This window comes from Prodigiosinella confusarubida (assembly GCF_002847015.1).
In the GTDB taxonomy this organism is placed as follows: Bacteria; Pseudomonadota; Gammaproteobacteria; order Enterobacterales; family Enterobacteriaceae; genus Prodigiosinella; species Prodigiosinella aquatilis.
Map to the genome: position 1 here is coordinate 2,431,725 of NZ_CP025085.1, position 19,284 is coordinate 2,451,008.

Here is a 19,284-nt window from a genome sequence, read left to right on the forward strand (position 1 = left end):
CGCCACGTTATATCGAATTGATTACGGATTGCAGGAAGTGAAGACGTCTGCAACGTAGAAGATGACGGATATCGTGGCGGGATAGGGAGCCGAAATAATGTCGGAAGAAAAATTTGATGCCATCGTGGTCGGCGCTGGCGTAGCCGGTTGTGTGGCGGGTTATGTCATGGCGAAAGCCGGGCTGGATGTTTTGGTCATTGAGCGTGGCAACACCGCGGGTAGTAAAAATATGACCGGCGGGCGTCTGTATGCACACAGTCTGGAAAAAATCATGCCGGGCTTTGCGCAAGAAGCGCCTGTCGAGCGCAAAGTCACCAAAGAGAAGATCTCGTTTCTCACCGATGAAAGCGCCGTCACATTGGATTTCCATAGCGAGCAACCGGATATACCACTGAAAGCCTCTTACACCGTACTGCGTAACCTGTTCGACCCCTGGCTGATGGAAAAAGCGGAAGAGGCCGGTGTGCAGTTCATCCCTGGTGTCCGGGTCGATTCGCTGCTCAGGGACGGTAATCGGGTGATCGGTGTACAGGCCGGTGAGGAGTCGCTGGAATCCAACATCGTTATTCTGGCCGACGGCGTTAACTCGCTTCTTGGCCGATCGATTGGAATGGTGCCGACATCAGCGCCTCATCACTATGCCGTCGGCGTTAAAGAACTGATATCCCTGTCGCCATCCCTGATAGAAGACCGTTTTAACCTTCCTGCTGGCGAGGGGGCTGCCTGGCTATTCGCCGGTTCGCCGTCTAACGGTCTGATGGGCGGCGGATTCCTTTATACCAATCGGGATTCTGTCTCGCTGGGACTGGTCTGCGGGTTGGGTGACATGGCGCATGCTACCAAAAGCGTACCGCAGATGCTGGAGGATTTTAAACAGCATCCCGCTATTCGTCCGCTTATTCAGGGCGGAACCATGCTGGAATATTCTGCGCACATGGTGCCGGAAGGTGGTCTGGAGATGGTGCCGCAGCTGGTAGATGACGGCGTCATGATTGTCGGGGATGCCGCGGGACTCTGCCTGAATCTGGGTTACACCGTGCGGGGTATGGATTTGGCTATCGCTTCAGCGCAAGCCGCTGCCCTGACCGCTATCGACGCGAAACACCATCAGGACTTTTCCGCCAACCAATTGATGCGTTACCGGAAAACACTGGAGCAAAGTTTTGTGCTACAGGATATGCACCGCTATCGCAAGGTGCCGGCGATGATGGAAAATCCGCGCATGTTTACTCAATATCCGCGGATGATCGCCGACATCATGACCGATATGTTCATTATTGATGGCAGCCCTAGCCAACCCGTGCGATCGAAAATATTGCGCCGGGCCAAGCAGGTCGGGCTGATGAATCTGCTGAAGGATGGCATCAAGGGGGCGAGTGCGCTATGAGCAGTGAAAATACGGTAAATGTGGACGTGAAACTGGGGGTCAACAAGTTCCGGGTGGACGAAAGCAACCCGCATATTGTTCTGGTCGATGATCCGGATAGGGAGCAATTCCGCAAGTTGCTTAATGCTTGCCCGGCAGGTCTCTACAAGCAGGACAGCGAAGGCAATATTCACTTTGACTATGCGGGATGTCTGGAATGCGGTACTTGTCGAGTGCTGTGCGGCGATACGATCCTCAAGAAATGGGAATATCCGCAGGGCACCTTTGGCATTGAGTTCCGTTTCGGCTAATGCTCTCCGCCGGAAAGCGGACGTCCCTCGATATAAAGAGGATAGGTATTGTCCGCCGTATCGTCGATTGTCGATACGGCGCAGTGCCACGTTATGCCTTCACGTAAATGCGGGATACAGGGTGGAATCCAGGCGTGAGACATTTCTCTGGGAACCGCCGGTATTTCTCTCCCGATCATGGGGTTGAGCGCATGGCATTACGCGGTGGAAGGACTGTTTATAACTGAGTAAAACCAATGACTGTCACAATAAAATTCAACGCTGCACGCAGGGAATTATATCGACAACAAGGTTACTGGGGAGATGCCTCACTCGCCGACTACTGGCATCAGGCGGTGAAAGCGGCTCCCGAAAAAAACGCCGTTATTGATAATCAGGGAGCCTCATATACATATGCCGAACTGGATCGCACGGCAGGATGTCTGGCTACCTATCTGCTGGCCTGCGGCATTCAGCCAGGAGACCGGGTTGCCTTTCAACTCCCCGGCTGGTGTGAATTCACGCTGATTTACCTGGCCTGTCTGAAAACCGGTGCTGTTTCGGTTCCCCTGTTGCCCGCTTACCGTGAGACGGAACTCCTCTGGACGCTCAATAAGAGCCAGGCCCGCGTATTGTTTGTACCGACGAAATTCAAGAATACCTGTCCGATGGAGATGATTACGCCTCTTCGTTGCCAACTCCCGTATCTAGAACAGGTGGTGGTGGTTGATAAACTCGCTCCCGCTCTCTCGGCTACGTCGCTCAGTCAGGTGTTGCAAGACTATCCACCGCTGGAATATCCGATCAAGGTGCATGGTGATCAACTGGCAGCGGTGTTGTTTACTTCTGGTACGGAAGGGGTTCCCAAGGGCGTTATGCTTACTCATAACAATATCCTGGCCAGCGAACGCGCCTATTGCGCAACATTGAATCTGAGTTGGCTGGATACAATATTGATGCCCGCGCCGCTGGCCCATGCCACCGGCTTTTTGCATGGCGTTACCGCACCGTTTCTCATCGGCGCCCGCAGTGTGCTGCTGGATATTTTTAACCCGGTGCATTGCCTCACCTTACTGGTACGGGAAAAATGTACTTGCGTCATGGGAGCAACCCCGTTTGTCTATGACTTGTTGTGCACAGTACAACAACAGCATTGTGACCTGTCTTCACTGCGTTTCTTTCTGTGCGGCGGTACCACTATCCCGAAAAAAATCACCCGCGATTGTCTACAGGTCGGCATCAAATTGCTGAGCGTCTACGGCGCGACGGAAAGCTCGCCCCATGCTGTCGTTAAGCTCGACGATCCGCTGTCCCGCGTGATCAATACTGATGGTATCGCCGCTCCCGGTGTCGAAATCAAAGTCGTCAGTAAAGATCGCTCGCTGGTTCCTCGTGGTGAAGAAGGTGAGGAAGCCTCCCGCGGCCCCAATGTCTTCATGGGATATCTGGATGAACCCGAACTGACTGCTCGATCGCTGGATGATGACGGTTGGTACTACAGCGGTGACCTCTGTCGAATGGATGAGGAGGGGTACATCAAAATCACTGGCCGGAAGAAAGATATCATTGTCCGTGGTGGTGAGAATATCAGCAGCCGTGAAGTGGAAGAGATTCTACTGGAACATCCATACGTGCGCGAGGCGGGCATCGTCGCGATGCCGGACGAACGTTTGGGCGAGCGTTCTTGTGCGTATGTGGTGTTGAAAGAACCTTCCCACAAGTTAACGTTGGAGGACGTCATCGCCTTCTTCGGCCGTAAGCGCGTCGCCAAGTATAAATATCCTGAATATCTGGTCGTGGTGGATAATCTTCCCCGCACTGCATCAGGGAAAATCAAGAAATATTTGCTGCGACAAGATATTATCCAGCGCCTCGGGTTGACGCCTGCAACATCTGGCGAGCCAGCGACGGCAAGTTCGATGACGCCGGGTTCCTTGCTGTCCCTATGAAATGGGCTGATGGGTAGTTGATGGGTAGCTGATGGGTAGCTGTTCGATATGGTCTGACGTCATTTATCTCCGACGCCGATATACTGGCGCCGGAGAATATTCTGCGAAAACCGGCGTACTGACTTCCTCGTTACGCGAGCGCTATCGGTTGTGATCCTTCTGCGTCAGCAAAGCCGCTTTTAAGACCATCGGTGGCCGAGACATCGGAGATGGTCTCTGATGAAACAATCTGCCGCACGGCCAACTCACGAAATTGTGTGGGACTGACGCCGACATGTTTGTGAAAGAAACGTGTGAAATAGGCTTCATCATTGAACCCCAGAGCCGCTGCCAGTTGCTTGATGGTTTTGGCGGTATAGACCAGTTCACGCTGGGCTTCCTGAATCACGCGCATGTTAATCACATCCAGACTCGACATACCGAGCGTCACACGACACAAACGTGAAAGGTGACCCGGCGACATGCTCATCTTGCAAGCGTAGTCATTGACCGATAGCCGTTGACGAAACTGATGATCGACCAACTGCAAAAACTTGTTAATCTGCGTCGTTTTGCGCGAGCAAATTTCATACTCCTGTGGTTCGACAACCTGCCCGCTAATCCGGGCCAGATGCAGAAACAACGACGTCAACAACGACACCCCCATGGCGATCTGATTGATGTTCGGAATACGCAGTTCGCGCAGCATGGCCTGGTAATAATCCTCTACAACATCACGGTTATCCTGTGCCTGCGCCAGTGAAATGATGCACGGAGTCGCAATCAGTTTCATGACATTGGGCGCCAGCAGGCTTACCACCGATTCCAGCGGTTTTTGGGATGCCGTAATCGTCAACCCCTCGGAATCCGGGGTATATTCAAGGCCGTGGATGGTCTGTGCCGGCACCAGAATGAGGCACGGCGCATGAGCGTTGAAACGGGTATAATTCAACAGGACGTCAACGTCCCCTTGCTGGATAAGTAGCAATTGCAGTAAGGATTCGTGTACGTGGGGAGACACTTTCCAATCCAATGTTCTGGAACGGAAAGACAGACGTTCCACATTGAAGAAATTCTCCCAGCTCAATTCAAATTGTTCGCCATAAAGCGCATAAGCAGGAATGGTGGTAGTCATCATGATTCCTTTTTTGTTCCGGCTTTAAAACGGATACCCGGTTATATATTGACAGCTAGCCGATTGGCCTGTTGGGCTCGTCCGCTGTGAAGCCTTTCTCGCAAGCGAAGACATTATCGATAAGTATGGCCTTATTTAGACGAAAACCATCTAACCTGCCTGATGCAATGAGTGTGTATGTCTGCTCTTGCCGGTAATAGGCTGAATGCGCGCCATCCACATGAACAGTGCGCCGACAATGGCGATGGTAGCGCCGAGATAGAGGGCATATTCATATTGTCCGGTCAGGTCGATGATCAGACCGGAAAACACCGGGGCGAGAATGCCGGCGGTGGTGCCGAACACACCGTTAAGCCCTACCAGCATTCCTGTGTTCTTCTGGGAAAAAACCATCGGTATTGAGAAGTGTGCCCCCATGGTAAAGCACAGGAAAAAGTTGGATGCCGAGATTAGCGCCGCCGCATTCCACAGACTGTTGGCGCGGGTACCGAGGATCAGAAACATCCCGGCCAGTAGCAGCCCGGCGATGGGGGTCAGCTTCCTGCCGGCATTCTGTCCCAGTCGCCGGACAGCGCCGTCTGTCACAATCCCGCCCAGCGGATAGGCGATAATGGCCACCAGATACGGCAGCATCGACAAGATGGCGCTCTGTTTCAGGTTGATGCCGCGGCCCATGGCGAAGTAGGTAGGCAGCCAGGTCATGAACAGAAAAAACAGGTAGTTGGTACAGAAATAGCCCAGCGAGCAACACCAGACCGAGGGGGTGGAGAAGATGTCCCGTTTGGTCAGCGGTATTTCCGTATTCCCTGATGCATTGGCGTCAGGTTTCTGCCCCGCTACGATATAGGCCAGTTCAGCCGGACTGACACGAGGATCTTCCTGAGGACGGTTTTTCCCTAGTCGCTGCCATAATAGACACCAGACAACACCCGGTACGGCTAACAGATAGAACACGTGTTGCCACCCCCAGGTCTGGATAATCCAGGCAGCGATAATCATCGCCGCTGCAATGCCGGCAGGGCAGCCAACCTGCAATAAGCCGGTGCCTTTGCCGGATTCGCTTTTTGGCACCCAGTTCGACAAAAGTGAAAAGTTGGCCGGCACCAGTACGCCTTGTCCGATGCCCACCAGAATGCGTAATGCCATCATGGAACCGAGCGTGGTGCCCAACGGCGTAAGAAAAGTGAATACCGCCCACCACAGCGTACCGATCATCAACACAATGCCACCGCCGAGACGGTCGGACAACATGCCCGATGGTAGCATGGTAATGGCATAACCGATAAAGAAGGCAGTGGAAACCCAGCCAAATTCGGTGGCGCTCCAACCGAACTGTTGCATCAGAATCGGGCCGCACATGGACATGCTGCTTCTGGCCACAAACATGACGAAATAATCGATAATCAGCAAAGTGACAATGCACCAGCGTCGAGACCCTATTGATGTGCTCATGATGACTCCCACATGGATCAAAAATGGCCGCCCGTCGTTTGTTACGGTGCGGCCATGAGGTTTTTCGTTATCGTTCACGGACGCATCATTTGATCACGCCGCGGCTCTCAATCAGTGGGCGGGCGATGGTCAGCCGTTGTACGGTACGCGGGCCCTCTTCGAACCACAGCGCACGGGCATCCCGATACATTCTTTCTACCGGCCCGTAGGGGTTGTCTTCGAAATAACCGATACCACCAAAGATTTCCAGACAGCTATCGGAGACGGTACGCACGGTATCGATGCCGTGCAGTTTGCACATGGCGGAGACCATTTCAATGTCTTCGCCGCGATCGAATTTCTGAGCACAGTCACGTAGCATGACGCGCAGTGCATGTACCTGAGTTCCCATATCCGCCAGCGTTTGCTGAATGGCCTGACGGGCAATCAGCGCTTTGCCAAAGGTGACACGGTCTCTGGCGCGGGTGATCGCCAGTTCCAGAAAGCGTTGGGACATACCCAGACAAGTCACGGCGATCATGGCGCGAGAGTGGGCCAGCGCGTTCATGAAGATATCCAGTCCGTCGCCCTCCTTGCCCATGATGTTGTGCGCTGGGACTTCACAGTTTTCAAAGCGCAAATAGGCATGACCGGCACCGCGGCAACCCATCATGTGGGGCATCGGATCGATGTAGTAGCCAGGGGTGCTGGTTTCCACAAAGAAGGCGGTCAGGCCGCCTTTCTTGCGCTTGTTCTCATCAGTGACGGCGATGACATAGGACGCATCGGAGATATCGGTGTGGGAGATCAGGGTTTTGGTTCCGTTAAGAATATATTTGTCGCCTTTACGCACCGCAGTAGTCCGGATATCCGCACCCGATCCGCATCCGGCTTCGGTCAGCGCAAAGTTGATATAGGCGTCTTTATTGGCCAGTTTTGGCAGCCACTTTGCCCGCAGATCTTCGGCGCCATGATCGTAGAGGATGCGCCAGTTTAGCCCGTTGGCATGATGCAGATTCATGCGCATTCCGCCTGGTCCGCGACAAAATTCTTCCATGACAGAAAAAAACTGCTCACAGTTGAGACCCATGCCGCCGTATTCCTCGGGAATGGCTAACCGGAATAAATCGTTTTTCCGACAGATATCATAATAGGCATCGGGAAAAACATTGGTTCTTTCCACTTCCAGTTGCAATTCTTCAAGATCGTTTTCTGTTACTCGCCGAATTCTTTCCTTTAACTCTGCCAGCGTACGTTCTGATAATATTGCCATATGCTTGCCTCTACGCATTATCAATTAATTCTCAACATAAGAACAAATAAGCCGGTGGATCAGGTAAATTATTCATGTTGTATAATGTAAAACGCCACTTCTCCCGGCTTCATTATTTCATTTCGTTTCATGTCGAGTATAAGCGCAGCATATTAATTCAAACCATTGACATTTAGATCATAATACAGGACAAATCGAACCTGTGTGATTATATTCTTATATATCAATATATTGATTGGTCATTCTGTTGGTGTGGTTGTTATTTATTCTCTTTATTGAGATTGTGTCGGCGTTTTTACGCTGATAGCGCTGTTACTTAAAATGGTTATTTGTAGTAAATGAAATAAAAATGAAAATCTTTCTTTTTAAATGGAGAAATAAGAAATAATGTTCGTTTTGTCCTGGTGATTATCAAAATTGTCTATCCACTATTATTTATGGGGGTTTTATTCTGTTGCTGGTCAATGGATTCATTCTTCCTGTTATATTGCCATGAATAATTTCACGCCCGGGACAATAAATAGGGGGTAATAAAAAATGCCTTGCAGAAGGTATTGTCATTGATGGATTTCCGGACCAGACATCAACAGGAGTCATTATGGATTTTGCTCTAACCGAAGAACAGGAATTGCTGCTCACCAGCGTTCGGGAACTTATCAGCCGTGATTTCCCCGAAACGTATTTCAAGACATGTGATGAGCAGCGTCGATTCCCACGAGAGTTTTTCACGGCACTGGCGGATAGCGGCATCAGTTTGTTGGGCATTTCTGAAGAATTAGGCGGTGTACCAGCGGATATGCAAACGCAGATGCTGGTGCTGGAAGAAATTGCCCGCATGGGCGCGCCTGCTTACATCATGACGGAAGGGCAATGTATCCACAATATGCGGTGTTTCGGCAACGCCGAACAACTGGCTAAAACGGCGCAAGCCGGTTTGACCGGGATTCCAGCCTATTCTCTGGCCTTTACCGAGCCGCAAGCCGGGTCGGACAATAACCGCATTGCCACCCTCTACACCCGTAAAAATGGCAAGGTGTACCTCAATGGGCAAAAGACTTTTATCACTGGCGCTAAAGATCTTCCCTACATGCTGGTGTTGGCGCGCAACCCGGAACCGCAAGACCCTAAACGTTGCTTTACGTTGTGGTGGTTAGATCCGAACTCCCCCGGCGTCAAGCGCAATGACCTGCATAAAGTCGGCTGGCATATGATCAGCAATTGTGAAGTGTTCCTCGATAACGTGGAAGTGTCGGAAGAGGATATGGTCGGCCGTGAGGGTTGGGGGTTTATCCACATGATGGAAAACTTCGAAATCGAACGGTTGGTGATAGCCGCTCATTCGTTAGGGGTGGCGGAATGCGCCTTCGAAGACGCGGCCCGCTACGCCAATCAGCGTGTTCAGTTTGAAAAGACTATCGGCCAGTTCCAGATGATTCAACTCAAACTGACCCAAATGGCCATCAAAATCCAGAATATGAAAAACTTCGTTTACCGCGTGGCCTGGGAGTGTGATAACGGTTTGCCGATGCGTTTGTCGGCGCCGATGTGCAAGGTCTATTGCGCCCAGTCCGCCTGTGAAGTGGTGGATGACGCCATGCAAATCCTGGGCGGCCTCGGCTACACCGATGACAGCCGGATTTCCCGTTTCTGGCGTGATGTCCGGGTTAACCGTATTGGCGGCGGCACTGATGAGATTATGGTTTATATCTCCGCACGCCAGATCCTCAAACAATACGAGGACAAATAACAGGCGGTGCGGCAGACAACCAGGACGCTAATTGATAATGGTCATTATCACCCTGATCCCCATTTTCTGTCTGACAGGAGGTACTAATGATATCGCCTTCCCCGGCATGGAAAACCACGAAGACCGCACAACGCCGTACCCGGATCAGGAATAGCACCAAACCGGGGTTTATCGTACCAGAACCGATCTTCTATCGTTGTGGGCAGTGTCGGCGACTGGTCGTACAGACAACCCTGTCGGAAGCGGCTACGCCAGTCTCCTGTTGTGGTACACCCATGTCGCAGTTGGTGGCGCAGGAGGCGGATTCGTCGTTGGCCGGTATTCACCGTATCACCATGGTTGTATCCGGCGGCTTCGACTCCAACGCCTTGTCTGTCACGGTAGGTGAACCGCCTCACCCGATGGAAACCGGACATTATCTGGAATGGATTTACCTCTATACCTTTCAGGGAGGACAAATCAAATTCATGTTGCCCGGTGATCTGCCGTCAGCACTATTTTCGCTGGCGGAAAAGGATGCCTATGTCTATTGCGACCGCGCTGTCTGTAAGGGCAAGCGCTGCAAGTTCAATTGTAAGCGCGGTTTTTGCGTTTTTTGTTACTGTAGTCAGCATGGATTATGGCGCAGTGCTTTTTAGACCATGTCCGCTTTAGGCCATGTCCGCATATAGATGAAAGAGGACTACATGCAATACTGATACTGGCTATTCAGTTGTGAAGACTGATATATATGGCTGTGACTGTTCTTTCAGAACCGCGGATACCCCATTTGTAATGAAAGGGTGTTTATATATTTGCCTGGATTTACAGGATATTGTTTTATCCATCTTACTTTCTGCTGATAATCAGCGTGTCAGTGCGCTGAATTATCCTGCTTTTTTATAAGGGGAAAAAACATGTTACCGTCATTACGCGCGTTGGTGGCTTTTGAGACGGTCGCGAAATTGGGTTCTATTGGCGCGGCGGCCAGAGAGCTGCATGTCACCCAGGCCGCCGTGAGCCAGCAGTTGAAAAGCCTGGAGGATTATCTCGACTGCGCCCTGTTTGAGCGTAGCCAGCGAGGTGTGGTATTGACGGCGGTGGCCCAGCAATACCTGCCGGTGGTGACTGGCTCCTTGCAGCACTTGCGGCTACAGACGGAAGTGCTGTTTGGTAAGCAACAACCTGATGTTTTGCGCGTTAAGGCCAATCATTCCATTGGTCATAACTGGCTGATCCCCAACCTTAACGATTTTATTACCAAGTTCCCTTTTATCCGTCTGGATCTCACCCTGGTGGATTGGCCGTCCCGTGAACCTTGTACTGATGCCGACGTGGAAATTACCAACGGTTTTATCGAAACTGAACATACCCGTGCTGAGCGGTTGTTTCAGGAGTCATGGCTGATGGTGTGCTCGCCTTGCTTTAAAGCCCTGCATGCCGAAGCGTTATCAAAAGGCGACTTGTCTTCATTACCGGCCATTCAGGTTAAAGGCTATGAAGAGAGCTGGATGCAATGGTTGGCACATAACAAGATGGTGCCTGTCGCCCCCAATATTCAGTTGGAATTAAGTAACTCGCTGCATGCCCTGGAAGCGGTAAAGCAGGGGATTGGGATACTACTGGTGCGTTCGCTTGTCGCGGCGCGAGATTTGCAGGCCGGGTATGTGGTTGAAGCGTTACCGGGTTCGATGCCTTCAGAGTCCGGTCATTATCTGATCACGGCCAACAAGCGGGATGCCAAAGTGAACTTTTTCTGCGACTGGTTACATCAGCAAAATTAGTCAACTCCCCCTATAGTTTCTGATCCTCACACCATTATCCCCCAATAAAATCTTATGACTGGTATTGGAAAATATAACGTCACGGCAAACAAGTCTGTCATAGAGGCTGCATAGGATATGCCCAACACATAACAACAGCAGCGCGTCCCATGAAGATAAATTTTCAATCATTGACGGTGAAGATCAGGGTGCTGATATTTATCGCGCCTTTGATGGTGCCGCTGCTGACTTTCTGGCTGATTCCTTTTGGCTGGAGTGTCTATATCAGTTTTACCGATTGGGACTATATCTCGCCTCATTATCATTACGTTGGTTTTGATAATTATCAGTACATGCTGGAAGACAGCGGCTTTCATCAGGCGTTGCTCAATACCTTCTGGTTCGCGCTGGGCGTGGTCATTCCAACCGTGGTCCTCGGATTGATGTTTGCCCTGTTGTTGCATAAGAAATTTGCCGGCAGTCAGTTTTACCGGGCCGTCATTTTCTCGCCGTGGATCACGCCAACCGTGGCGGTTTCAATTGTGTGGTCTTGGGTGTTCGAAACCAAGAACGGTTTGGCCAACCTGCTACTCACCAGGATGCACATTGCCCCGATTCCCTGGCTGGAAAACGGCAATAGCGCGATGGTGGCGGTTATTATTGTGACCGTTTGGCAGGCCATTGGCTGGACCATGCTGTTTTATATCAGCGCGCTGAACAAGATCCCCGTATCGCTCTATGAAGCCTCATTAATTGATGGTTGCAGCCCGATGACGCGTTTTTTCAAAATCACGCTACCACTGATTTCTCCCACCACTTTTTTTCTGGTGATCGTCAATATGATCACGGCGATACAAGCGTTTGACCAGTTCCAGATCCTGACTCAGGGAGGGCCAAGTGGCACCACCCGAACCTTGCTTTATCTGTTCTATCAGCAGGCATTCGAGCAATACAACATGGGACCAGCTGCGGCAACGTCACTGATTATTCTGCTGATAACGGGTGTGCTCACCCTCCTTAATACCTTGATGGGTAAACGTTGGGTGTACTACTAAAGGCGGCGTTATGACAATGCAATCAATTGATCTTTCAGTTGGAAATAACCAGGGCTCAGCCAGAGTCATGTCAGGGGAAATCAGGGAAATTTCATCCGATACTGCATTCGTTGACCGCGAAAAAATCACGGTGCGTCGCAAGATTTTTCCAGCGGCGACCATCGCCAGACATGTTTTCCTGGTTTTTTCCGGCCTGATTATGTTGTTCCCGTTCATCTGGATGTTATCGGGGTCGATGAAGTCCAATAGTGAGATTTTCAGCAATCCGTTGAACATTATTCCCAGGCATTTCCGCTGGGAAAATTTTGTGACAACCTTCCAGCTGGCGCCTTTTGGTCAGTACATTTTCAACAGTTTTACTGTGGCATTTTTCACAACGCTGATGGTTATCATTAACTCGTCGATGTTTGCCTATGCCATCACGCAGTTGCGTTTTCGTAGTCGAACGTTGCTTTATTTGGTGGTTATGGGCTGCTACATGCTGCCCGGTGCCGTGACCTATATCCCGTCTTACATCATCCTGGCCAAAATGGGGCTGCTGGACAGTCATACCGGACTGATTTTTTCCAGCGCCGCCAGTGTGTTTGGCGTGTTCTACCTGCGCCAGGTGTTTTTGAAAATCCACCCGTCGCTGGTGGAAGCCGCCCGCATTGATGGCGCCGGTGAGTTGAAAATTCTTTGGGCAATCGTTTTGCCACAGTGCAAGGCCGCCATTGCGACGCTGTCCTTGATCACCTTTATCACGGAATACAATAGCTACATGTGGCCGAGCCTGGTTATCACCACTCAGGACCGGCATCTAATCGCAGTAGGAATACGTCAGTTCTTTATTGCGCAAGGTAACTATGGCCTTAACTGGTCGCAGATTATGGCGGCCAGCACTATTGCTGTGGTGCCTTTGTTGGTTCTTTTCATGGTATGTCAAAAAACGATTTTATCCGGCATTGCCGATAACGGTGTTAAAGAGTGAATGGATATGAAACTGAAAAAACTCGCAATAATATGTACAAGTTTTGCTATGGGTTCGCTGGTTGTTGCCGGAAATGCGTCCGCTCAAACCGAGGTCGACTTCTGGTACTCAGGTGGCACCAAGCCTCAGCAGATGATGACCAAACTGATTGACGAATTTAACAGTCGTCAGCATGACTATGTCATCAAAGGCGCGTTGCAGGGTAATTACGCCGAGACTTTCCAGAAGTTACAGGCGGGCATGGCGTCTAAAACAGCGCCGGAATTTGCCCTGTTGGCGGCGGATCAAGCTGAATCCATGGCACACCGGGGACTGGTTCGTGATCTTCGCCCGTATATGGATAACGCCTTCCATTTTGATGATTTTATCAGTGCTTTCCGTCAGCAAGTGACCTACCCGGACGGTACTGTCTATGGCTTGCCAGCTTACGGTACCACACAAATTTTCTACTACAACAAGGCGAAGCTGGCTGAGTACGGCTTCACGCCAGCCGATTTGGCAACCTGGCAAGGTGTGGCTAAAGTGGCGGCCAAAGTCACCAGGAAAGACGCCAGCGGCAATACTGTCTATTACGGTTGGGAGCCGATGTGGGGCAAGGACAACATGATCGATGCCGCGCTTTCCAACGGGGGCAAGATCATTAGTGATGACGGCAAAACCGTACTGATCGACTCTCCACAGTGGGTCACGGTGTGGGAGAGCTTCCGCACATGGCTGCATAAAGACAATATCATGCGTATCCACCACGGTGGTCAGGGTTGGGAATACTGGTACAAAACCATTGATGATGTGATGAAAAACCAGGCGCTCGGTTATACGGGTTCTTCTGGCGATCAGGGCGATCTGGATTTCACCAGGCTTGCCGCGACGACTCAGCCTGGCTGGGGCAATCATCCGGCGGCACCTCAGGCGGGAGCGTTGGTTTTTGTGATGCCAAAAGGGACTGATGAGAAGGCCGCCAGGGGCGCTTTTGAATTTATGAAATTTTACACCAATGCGGAAAATACCGCGCGCTGGTCGATGTTTACCGGTTATATCCCGGTGCGGAACAGCGCGAAGGACGTAGCGGAGTATCAGGCATATACCAAAAAGAACCCACAGGCGCTGATCCCGTTGGAACAGGCGACGACAGCCAGCAAAGACTTCCTTGATCCGACAAATGGCCAGATTGGTGATGCGTTAGCGATTGCGGCTGATCAAGTCGAAATCGAAAATATCCCCGCTGAGAAAGCGCTGAAACAAGCTGCCAAACGTGCTCAGCGTGCGCTGGATCGCGTTAACCACCCTTAATCTGAGAAATAGCTGGTGGTGATGGCTGGGCTATTACCGACATCACCGCCTGCTATGACCGGTTGTCCGGATTTCCCTACCGAGAAAGAGGTAACTATGTTGACGTTTTCCGGTGAGCTGGCTTTCGGTCATCAGCTTGAAACGTTTGACGTGCCAGCAGGCACGGTGAGTCTGTCCTTGTCAGGAACCACGCTCAAACAGGGCTTCCTGTATGCCTATCTCTATGATGCCCGGCTGCAATTAAGAGCCTGTATGCTTTGGCAGAAACCGGAGAAGACCGTGGTGATTGGTTGCGAAAGTGCTTCCCTGGGCGGCATTGCGGGTGAGATCCCGGCCGGCCGGTGGGAACTGCATATCTACAACCTCGAGGGGGAAGATCGTGGGCATAAACCGATGCAATATCGGGTTGACGTAACAACCAGTGAAATAGCCGATGATGAAAATATGGGCATTCAGGTGCCAACGGTAACCAGCCTTAACGCGGATAATCATATTATGTTTGACTACCACGCGATAAAGAACCCGGCATCCGGTTGGTACCGCGGTGATATGCACGCCCACACGGTGCTTTCTGATGGGCATAACCGGCTGGAGGCGGCGGTAGATATTATTGCGCGTCAGCAGTTGGATTTTATCTTCCTGACTGAACACAACATTTGTCATCCGGCGTTACCTGACGGCGGTCGTACGTTGGTGCTGCCGGGTATAGAGGTCACTACTGATAGAGGTCATTTCAATGTTCACGGACCGGCAATGGGTTTGGCGATGCGTGATGCTGATTTTTCCAGTGAGGGGGTGATCCGTCAGGGGTTGGCGATAGCCAGGGGATCGGAACTGCACGGCAAGCCGACCGGGTGGGGCGGCGGCACTATCAGTATCAACCATCCGATGATGAAACCCTGGCACTGGCATTTTGCAGATATGCCGCTGGTACAAGTCAATACTCTGGAAATTTGCTGCGATCCAACCTGGTCGACATCACCCGCATCCACTGAAGCGGCGCTTGAAGTATTGAGCGCCATATGGAACAGCGGCCAGAAGATCTATGCCGTGGGGGGCAGTGATGCCCATCTTGAGCCCCAGGAGCGTAATCCACAGGCAACTGAGCCCTCTATTTACGGAGATCCTTCCACTTTCGTCTTTTCCCGGGGATTAAGCGGTGCGGGGATACTCACCGGGCTGCGTCAAGGCCATGTCTATGTCGAACGGCGGTGTGGTCTTGGGGTCAGTATTAACCAAGGGCGTGTCCTGCCGGGCCAGGATGTGGGTGATAGTGAGCTGAATTACCATCTGAGCGTTGCTGACCGCAGTGCGAGTTATTATGCCGAGTGTGTGGCCGATGGAAAGGTGATTGCGCGGGAGCAGATTACACCCAAAGGCATTGATGTTGATGTTGATATGCAGCATCAACAGTGGGTGAGAATTGATATTCGGCGTGGCAATCTTGCCACCTTGCCAGCGGATACGCGTGGCGAGTTCGAAGGCGTCATTAACCCGGTATTTAATGGACAGCATGTACGCTTTGCTCAACCGCAGGTTAACACCTGGGGAGAGTTGATGGAGACAATGGGAAAAAATGGAAATTAAAGGCGTATTGTTCGACAAAGATGGCACTTTACTGGAGTTCCATCAAATGTGGCTCAAGGTTTCGCAGGGTGTAGTCGGGGTGTTGTTAGAACGTTATCCAAACCAGTCTGTGATCAGTACAGAGTGCCTGCTGAGCGCGATTGGTGTATCGGGTGAGCGGGTTGACAATAGTGGTTTGCTGGCCTCAAACCCGGTTGAAGATATCGCCTTGGCCTGGTTTGAGATACTCATACCGGATTGTTCGCCAACACGCTTTATCGATGAAGTTAAAATGTTATTTAATCAACAAGTTGAGAAAAACTCGGCATTAATTCAGGCCTTGCCGGGCATCGAAGCTGTGCTCATCGCACTGAAACAAAATGGGTTCAAGCTGGGGATTGCGACGGCTGACACCAAGGCCGCAACACTGTACTCCCTGGAACAGGCTAACTTGCTTGGTCTGTTTGATTTTATTGGTTACTCCGATGGGGACATTGCCCCAAAGCCGGCTCCGGCGCTGATGGAAGCCTTCTGTCGCCAGTGTGGACTGACTGCCGGCCAGGTGGTGATGCTGGGGGACACGGTGTCTGACATGAAATTTGGTCGTAATGCCGGGGCGATAAGTGTCGGTGTGCTAACCGGGACGGCAACGAGAGCTGAACTGGCGCCACATGCCAGATTGGTGCTGGCATCGGTTGCCGATTTTAATCCCGGTTTACTGGACATGGCATAAGTCAGTGTGTGAAGCCCCTTGGCGAAACATAGCGTGTTCCCAGCATCACCACGCTGAACTTGCCGCTGATGAGCGCATCAGCGGCGTGTAATTAAACCGGCGAATAGCCACCGTCACAATGGGAATGCACCATGGCAGAAGTTGTACTTCGCAATGTAGAGAAAATTTACCCGAACGGATTCAACGCGGTGAAAGGTATCAGTCTGACTATTAAAGAGGGCGAATTCATCGTATTCGTCGGCCCTTCAGGCTGTGCAAAATCGACAACATTGCGCATGATTGCCGGTCTGGAAGAGGTAACCAGCGGCGATATTCTGATTGGTGACAAACGGGTCAATGATTTGCCGCCCAAAGATCGTGGTATTGCCATGGTATTCCAGAATTATGCCCTTTACCCGCATATGTCGGCTTATGAAAATATGGCCTTTGGCCTAAAGCAGCAGAAGCTGGATCGCAGTGAAATCGACGGTCGAATCAGGGCGGCCGCTGAAACGCTTGAAATTACGCACCTGCTGAATAACAAGCCAGGGGAAATGTCGGGTGGTCAGCGCCAGCGTGTTGCGCTTGGTCGGGCTATGGTGCGCAAGCCCGAGGTATTTCTGTTTGATGAGCCGTTATCAAATCTGGATGCCAAATTACGGGTATCAACCCGCGTCAGTATTGCTCAGTTGCACAACAACCTGAAAGCCGAAGGACAGACCGCCACCATGATCTATGTGACCCACGATCAGGTGGAAGCAATGACGCTTGGCGATCGTATCTGCGTGCTCGATCATGGGCAGATAATCCAGGTCGATACACCCATGAATCTTTACCAGTATCCCGTTAATAAATTTGTGGCGGGTTTTATCGGTTCGCCAGCGATGAACCTGATTAAAGCAACCGTTGAAGTCGAGGGTACGATAACCTACATCGTGCTTGAGAATGGCACCCGACTGTCACTGCCGGCGGATAAAGCGGCAAGAGTGCAGAATAAGATTGGCCTACCGGTGTGGTGTGGGTTGCGCCCTGAGCATATTACTGTTGCAGATGATATATCTCTTGATCCCCAGAGACAGAATATCGACATACAAACCATCAATGTGGTGGAGTCAATGGGGAACGAACTCTATCTGTACTTTAACATTGGTAACGACAATCTGGTGGCACGAATTCCATTTGAACCTCAGCGCATGATTACGCGCGGGGAATCAAAACCGCTCTATTTTGATCTATCCCACTGCCATCTGTTTGATATTGATACAGAGCAGTCTTTGCTACGGTAATAACCAGGCCGAAACCGTCAGTGGGCTTAACCACTCCGATGACTTGGCCTCTTTTACTTCGGTATCAGTATGTGGCATGACGGTACCCCCTCTTTCGATTGCTGGTAAAAGAAAAATTGAACCAGATTTGCCAGCATTTCTACCAGCAAAAAGGCGTGGCTTCGAGAGGTTTTTAACAGACGGGTGTAAACGTGGGAGAGGGGATACACAATTGATAAAAAATAAAAAAGCAGATGCCCGTAGACATCTGCTTTCTCTTAAATGGCTCCTCTGACTGGACTCGAACCAGTGACATACGGATTAACAGTCCGCCGTTCTACCAACTGAACTACAGAGGAATTGTGTGAACGGGGCGCATCTTATCCGTCCATCCCTAATGCTGTCAACGCTAAAATCACGATTGCTGGCTGACTGCTTAGCCTCTGTACAATTCGGTAGGGGAGTGGGCACCGATAAAAGCCAGGAAGGTGTGGTGGGGGAACGCGGTTAGCGTTGCAGACGGGCCAATGGTGTCTGGCGGTAGAAGGCACAGAAATCCTGATATACATCAGGGAAACGCTCATATAATAGCTCAGGAGCGCTGAAAAAATACTCTGATAATACAGCGAAACACTCCGCCGGATTGGTAGCCGCATAAGGATCCATACTGGCCGCGTCTTCCCCCACCAGTTCTATCTCTTCTTCCAGGGCTGTCATCACAGCATGAATATGGTGTTCCCAGGGAGCGACGTCGCGCAATGGTATAGCGGGAACCCCATTGCTCATTCCACCGTTACGGATGTCCAGTTTGTGGGCCACTTCGTGGATGATCAGGTTAAAACCTGACAAATCAAAAGAGTCCTGCACCTCCAGCCAGTTTAATACAATCGGACCTTGTTCCCAGCTTTGTCCTGACTGTACTAACGGGCCTGCGTGTATCAATCCAATATCATCCTGCCATTCATCCTGCACAACAAAAGGGGCGGGGTGGATTAACACTTCATGAAAACCATCCAACCAGTCAATCCCCAATTCCATGATCGGTAGCACGAAAAGCAGGGCAATCCGTTGTTCTATCAGTTCTGTAAGCGTCAGCCCTTGTAATGGCACCAACCGTTTTTGTCGCAAAAACTGTCTGGCGAGCGTCACCAGCTTCTGTTGTTCCGTATCATTTAACGGTGTCAGCAGAGGAATAGAGAGTGCCGGTTGCCACTGCTGGAGTGTTTCCGGATCGGGTTGATGTGTTTTCCATTGCCACTTAATCATGGTATTGCTCGTTAACTCATCACTTGAATTTAAAGGCGCGGGGTAGGTCTGTTAAAATGCCACAAAAACGTGCATGATAAGCACCACTTACACGGAGAGGTGCCGGAGCGGCTGAACGGGACGGTCTCGAAAACCGTTGAGGGAGTAATCCCTCCGAGGGTTCAAATCCCTCCCTCTCCGCCAGCATTCAATCAGTTACCCCAATCTTTTTCAGTGACCAAAATCCCGTTGAGAAAATCTGCTGAGAG

17 protein-coding genes and 2 tRNA genes are annotated in these 19,284 nt (G+C 51.1%); 13 read left to right on the forward strand and 6 right to left on the reverse strand.

From position 1 onward, the window contains the following. Positions 1-97 precede the first annotated feature (97 nt). Both CWC46_RS11090 and CWC46_RS11095 read left to right on the forward strand, forming a co-directional pair. The gene (locus CWC46_RS11090; protein ID WP_021016514.1) at positions 98-1,387 is read left to right on the forward strand and encodes an FAD-dependent oxidoreductase; all 1,290 of its coding nucleotides are present in this window, start codon (positions 98-100) and stop codon (positions 1,385-1,387) included. Then, positions 1,384-1,677, forward strand: a complete 294-nt coding sequence (locus CWC46_RS11095) for a ferredoxin family protein (RefSeq protein ID WP_021016513.1) — start codon at positions 1,384-1,386, stop codon at positions 1,675-1,677. The genes CWC46_RS11090 and CWC46_RS11095 overlap by 4 nt, the downstream gene beginning before the upstream one ends. Here the strand turns inward: CWC46_RS11095 and CWC46_RS22850 are convergent. Next, complete coding sequence (locus CWC46_RS22850) at positions 1,674-1,820, reverse strand: hypothetical protein (RefSeq protein ID WP_157831366.1); 147 nt, start codon at positions 1,818-1,820, stop codon at positions 1,674-1,676. The two genes, CWC46_RS11095 and CWC46_RS22850, sit on opposite strands and share 4 nt — an antisense overlap. 93 nt (positions 1,821-1,913) lie before the next feature. On the opposite strand from CWC46_RS22850, the gene fadK reads away from it, so the two are divergent. Further along, positions 1,914-3,605: a medium-chain fatty-acid--CoA ligase gene (gene fadK / locus CWC46_RS11100; RefSeq protein WP_021016512.1), complete on the forward strand. Its 1,692-nt coding sequence runs from the start codon at positions 1,914-1,916 to the stop codon at positions 3,603-3,605. Positions 3,606-3,735: 130 nt separating this feature from the next. Here fadK and CWC46_RS11105 read toward each other — a convergent pair whose 3' ends face one another. The 3 genes from CWC46_RS11105 to CWC46_RS11115 form a co-directional block, all read right to left on the reverse strand. Continuing rightward, positions 3,736-4,722 carry a helix-turn-helix domain-containing protein gene (locus CWC46_RS11105; protein ID WP_237160215.1) on the reverse strand — a complete coding sequence of 329 codons (987 nt, stop codon included), beginning with the start codon at positions 4,720-4,722 and terminating at the stop codon, positions 3,736-3,738. A gap of 147 nt (positions 4,723-4,869) precedes the next feature. Next, on the reverse strand, positions 4,870-6,171 hold the full coding sequence (locus CWC46_RS11110) for an MFS transporter (protein WP_021016510.1): 1,302 nt from the start codon (positions 6,169-6,171) through the stop codon (positions 4,870-4,872). A gap of 85 nt (positions 6,172-6,256) precedes the next feature. Then, on the reverse strand, positions 6,257-7,423 hold the full coding sequence (locus CWC46_RS11115; RefSeq protein WP_021016509.1) for an acyl-CoA dehydrogenase family protein: 1,167 nt from the start codon (positions 7,421-7,423) through the stop codon (positions 6,257-6,259). 598 nt (positions 7,424-8,021) lie between these two features. Here CWC46_RS11115 and CWC46_RS11120 point away from each other — a divergent pair. The 9 genes from CWC46_RS11120 to CWC46_RS11160 all read left to right on the forward strand — a co-directional run bounded on the left by CWC46_RS11120 (position 8,022) and on the right by CWC46_RS11160 (position 17,791). Next, the gene (locus CWC46_RS11120; protein ID WP_021016508.1) at positions 8,022-9,170 is read left to right on the forward strand and encodes an acyl-CoA dehydrogenase; all 1,149 of its coding nucleotides are present in this window, start codon (positions 8,022-8,024) and stop codon (positions 9,168-9,170) included. Between the two features lie 86 nt (positions 9,171-9,256). Continuing rightward, positions 9,257-9,808, forward strand: coding sequence for a desulfoferrodoxin family protein (locus CWC46_RS11125; RefSeq protein ID WP_021016507.1), 552 nt, complete (start codon positions 9,257-9,259; stop codon positions 9,806-9,808). A 258-nt stretch (positions 9,809-10,066) separates the two neighbouring features. Next, positions 10,067-10,933: a LysR substrate-binding domain-containing protein gene (locus tag CWC46_RS11130; protein ID WP_021016506.1), complete on the forward strand. Its 867-nt coding sequence runs from the start codon at positions 10,067-10,069 to the stop codon at positions 10,931-10,933. A gap of 149 nt (positions 10,934-11,082) precedes the next feature. Further along, positions 11,083-11,967: a carbohydrate ABC transporter permease gene (locus CWC46_RS11135; RefSeq protein ID WP_021016505.1), complete on the forward strand. Its 885-nt coding sequence runs from the start codon at positions 11,083-11,085 to the stop codon at positions 11,965-11,967. A gap of 10 nt (positions 11,968-11,977) precedes the next feature. After that, on the forward strand, positions 11,978-12,937 hold the full coding sequence (locus tag CWC46_RS11140; RefSeq protein ID WP_021016504.1) for an ABC transporter permease subunit: 960 nt from the start codon (positions 11,978-11,980) through the stop codon (positions 12,935-12,937). Positions 12,938-12,985: 48 nt separating this feature from the next. After that, the gene (locus CWC46_RS11145; RefSeq protein ID WP_237160216.1) at positions 12,986-14,227 is read left to right on the forward strand and encodes an extracellular solute-binding protein; all 1,242 of its coding nucleotides are present in this window, start codon (positions 12,986-12,988) and stop codon (positions 14,225-14,227) included. Positions 14,228-14,248: 21 nt separating this feature from the next. After that, positions 14,249-15,814 carry a CehA/McbA family metallohydrolase gene (locus tag CWC46_RS11150; RefSeq protein WP_201797196.1) on the forward strand — a complete coding sequence of 522 codons (1,566 nt, stop codon included), beginning with the start codon at positions 14,249-14,251 and terminating at the stop codon, positions 15,812-15,814. Further along, a complete protein-coding gene (locus CWC46_RS11155) occupies positions 15,804-16,526 on the forward strand; it encodes an HAD family hydrolase (RefSeq protein WP_021016501.1) in 723 nt (240 codons plus the stop codon). The genes CWC46_RS11150 and CWC46_RS11155 overlap by 11 nt, the downstream gene beginning before the upstream one ends. Before the next feature lie 131 nt (positions 16,527-16,657). Then, positions 16,658-17,791, forward strand: coding sequence for an ABC transporter ATP-binding protein (locus tag CWC46_RS11160; protein ID WP_021016500.1), 1,134 nt, complete (start codon positions 16,658-16,660; stop codon positions 17,789-17,791). A 262-nt stretch (positions 17,792-18,053) separates the two neighbouring features. On the opposite strand, the gene CWC46_RS11165 is transcribed toward CWC46_RS11160, so the two are convergent. Together CWC46_RS11165 and mtfA are read right to left on the reverse strand one after the other, a co-directional pair. Next, positions 18,054-18,129, reverse strand: a tRNA-Asn gene (locus CWC46_RS11165). 148 nt (positions 18,130-18,277) lie between these two features. Continuing rightward, entirely contained in the window at positions 18,278-19,036 is a 759-nt protein-coding gene (mtfA, locus tag CWC46_RS11170; protein ID WP_021016499.1) for a DgsA anti-repressor MtfA, read from the reverse strand. 93 nt (positions 19,037-19,129) lie between these two features. Between mtfA and CWC46_RS11175 the strand changes: the two genes are divergently transcribed. Then, positions 19,130-19,219 (forward strand) — tRNA-Ser (locus CWC46_RS11175). Positions 19,220-19,284 lie beyond the last annotated feature (65 nt).

Coding starts and splice junctions, on each gene's coding strand:
- CWC46_RS11110 (WP_021016510.1), bottom strand. CDS start 6,171: ATGAGCACATCAATAGGGTCTCGACGCTGGTGCATTGTCACTTTGCTG.
- CWC46_RS11105 (WP_237160215.1), bottom strand. CDS start 4,722: ATGATGACTACCACCATTCCTGCTTATGCGCTTTATGGCGAACAATTT.
- CWC46_RS11115 (WP_021016509.1), bottom strand. CDS start 7,423: ATGGCAATATTATCAGAACGTACGCTGGCAGAGTTAAAGGAAAGAATT.
- CWC46_RS11135 (WP_021016505.1), top strand. CDS start 11,083: ATGAAGATAAATTTTCAATCATTGACGGTGAAGATCAGGGTGCTGATA.
- CWC46_RS11120 (WP_021016508.1), top strand. CDS start 8,022: ATGGATTTTGCTCTAACCGAAGAACAGGAATTGCTGCTCACCAGCGTT.
- CWC46_RS11130 (WP_021016506.1), top strand. CDS start 10,067: ATGTTACCGTCATTACGCGCGTTGGTGGCTTTTGAGACGGTCGCGAAA.
- fadK (WP_021016512.1), top strand. CDS start 1,914: ATGACTGTCACAATAAAATTCAACGCTGCACGCAGGGAATTATATCGA.
- mtfA (WP_021016499.1), bottom strand. CDS start 19,036: ATGATTAAGTGGCAATGGAAAACACATCAACCCGATCCGGAAACACTC.
- CWC46_RS11095 (WP_021016513.1), top strand. CDS start 1,384: ATGAGCAGTGAAAATACGGTAAATGTGGACGTGAAACTGGGGGTCAAC.
- CWC46_RS11140 (WP_021016504.1), top strand. CDS start 11,978: ATGACAATGCAATCAATTGATCTTTCAGTTGGAAATAACCAGGGCTCA.
- CWC46_RS11160 (WP_021016500.1), top strand. CDS start 16,658: ATGGCAGAAGTTGTACTTCGCAATGTAGAGAAAATTTACCCGAACGGA.
- CWC46_RS11090 (WP_021016514.1), top strand. CDS start 98: ATGTCGGAAGAAAAATTTGATGCCATCGTGGTCGGCGCTGGCGTAGCC.
- CWC46_RS11150 (WP_201797196.1), top strand. CDS start 14,249: ATGGCTGGGCTATTACCGACATCACCGCCTGCTATGACCGGTTGTCCG.
- CWC46_RS11145 (WP_237160216.1), top strand. CDS start 12,986: ATGGGTTCGCTGGTTGTTGCCGGAAATGCGTCCGCTCAAACCGAGGTC.
- CWC46_RS22850 (WP_157831366.1), bottom strand. CDS start 1,820: ATGTCTCACGCCTGGATTCCACCCTGTATCCCGCATTTACGTGAAGGC.
- CWC46_RS11155 (WP_021016501.1), top strand. CDS start 15,804: ATGGAAATTAAAGGCGTATTGTTCGACAAAGATGGCACTTTACTGGAG.
- CWC46_RS11125 (WP_021016507.1), top strand. CDS start 9,257: ATGATATCGCCTTCCCCGGCATGGAAAACCACGAAGACCGCACAACGC.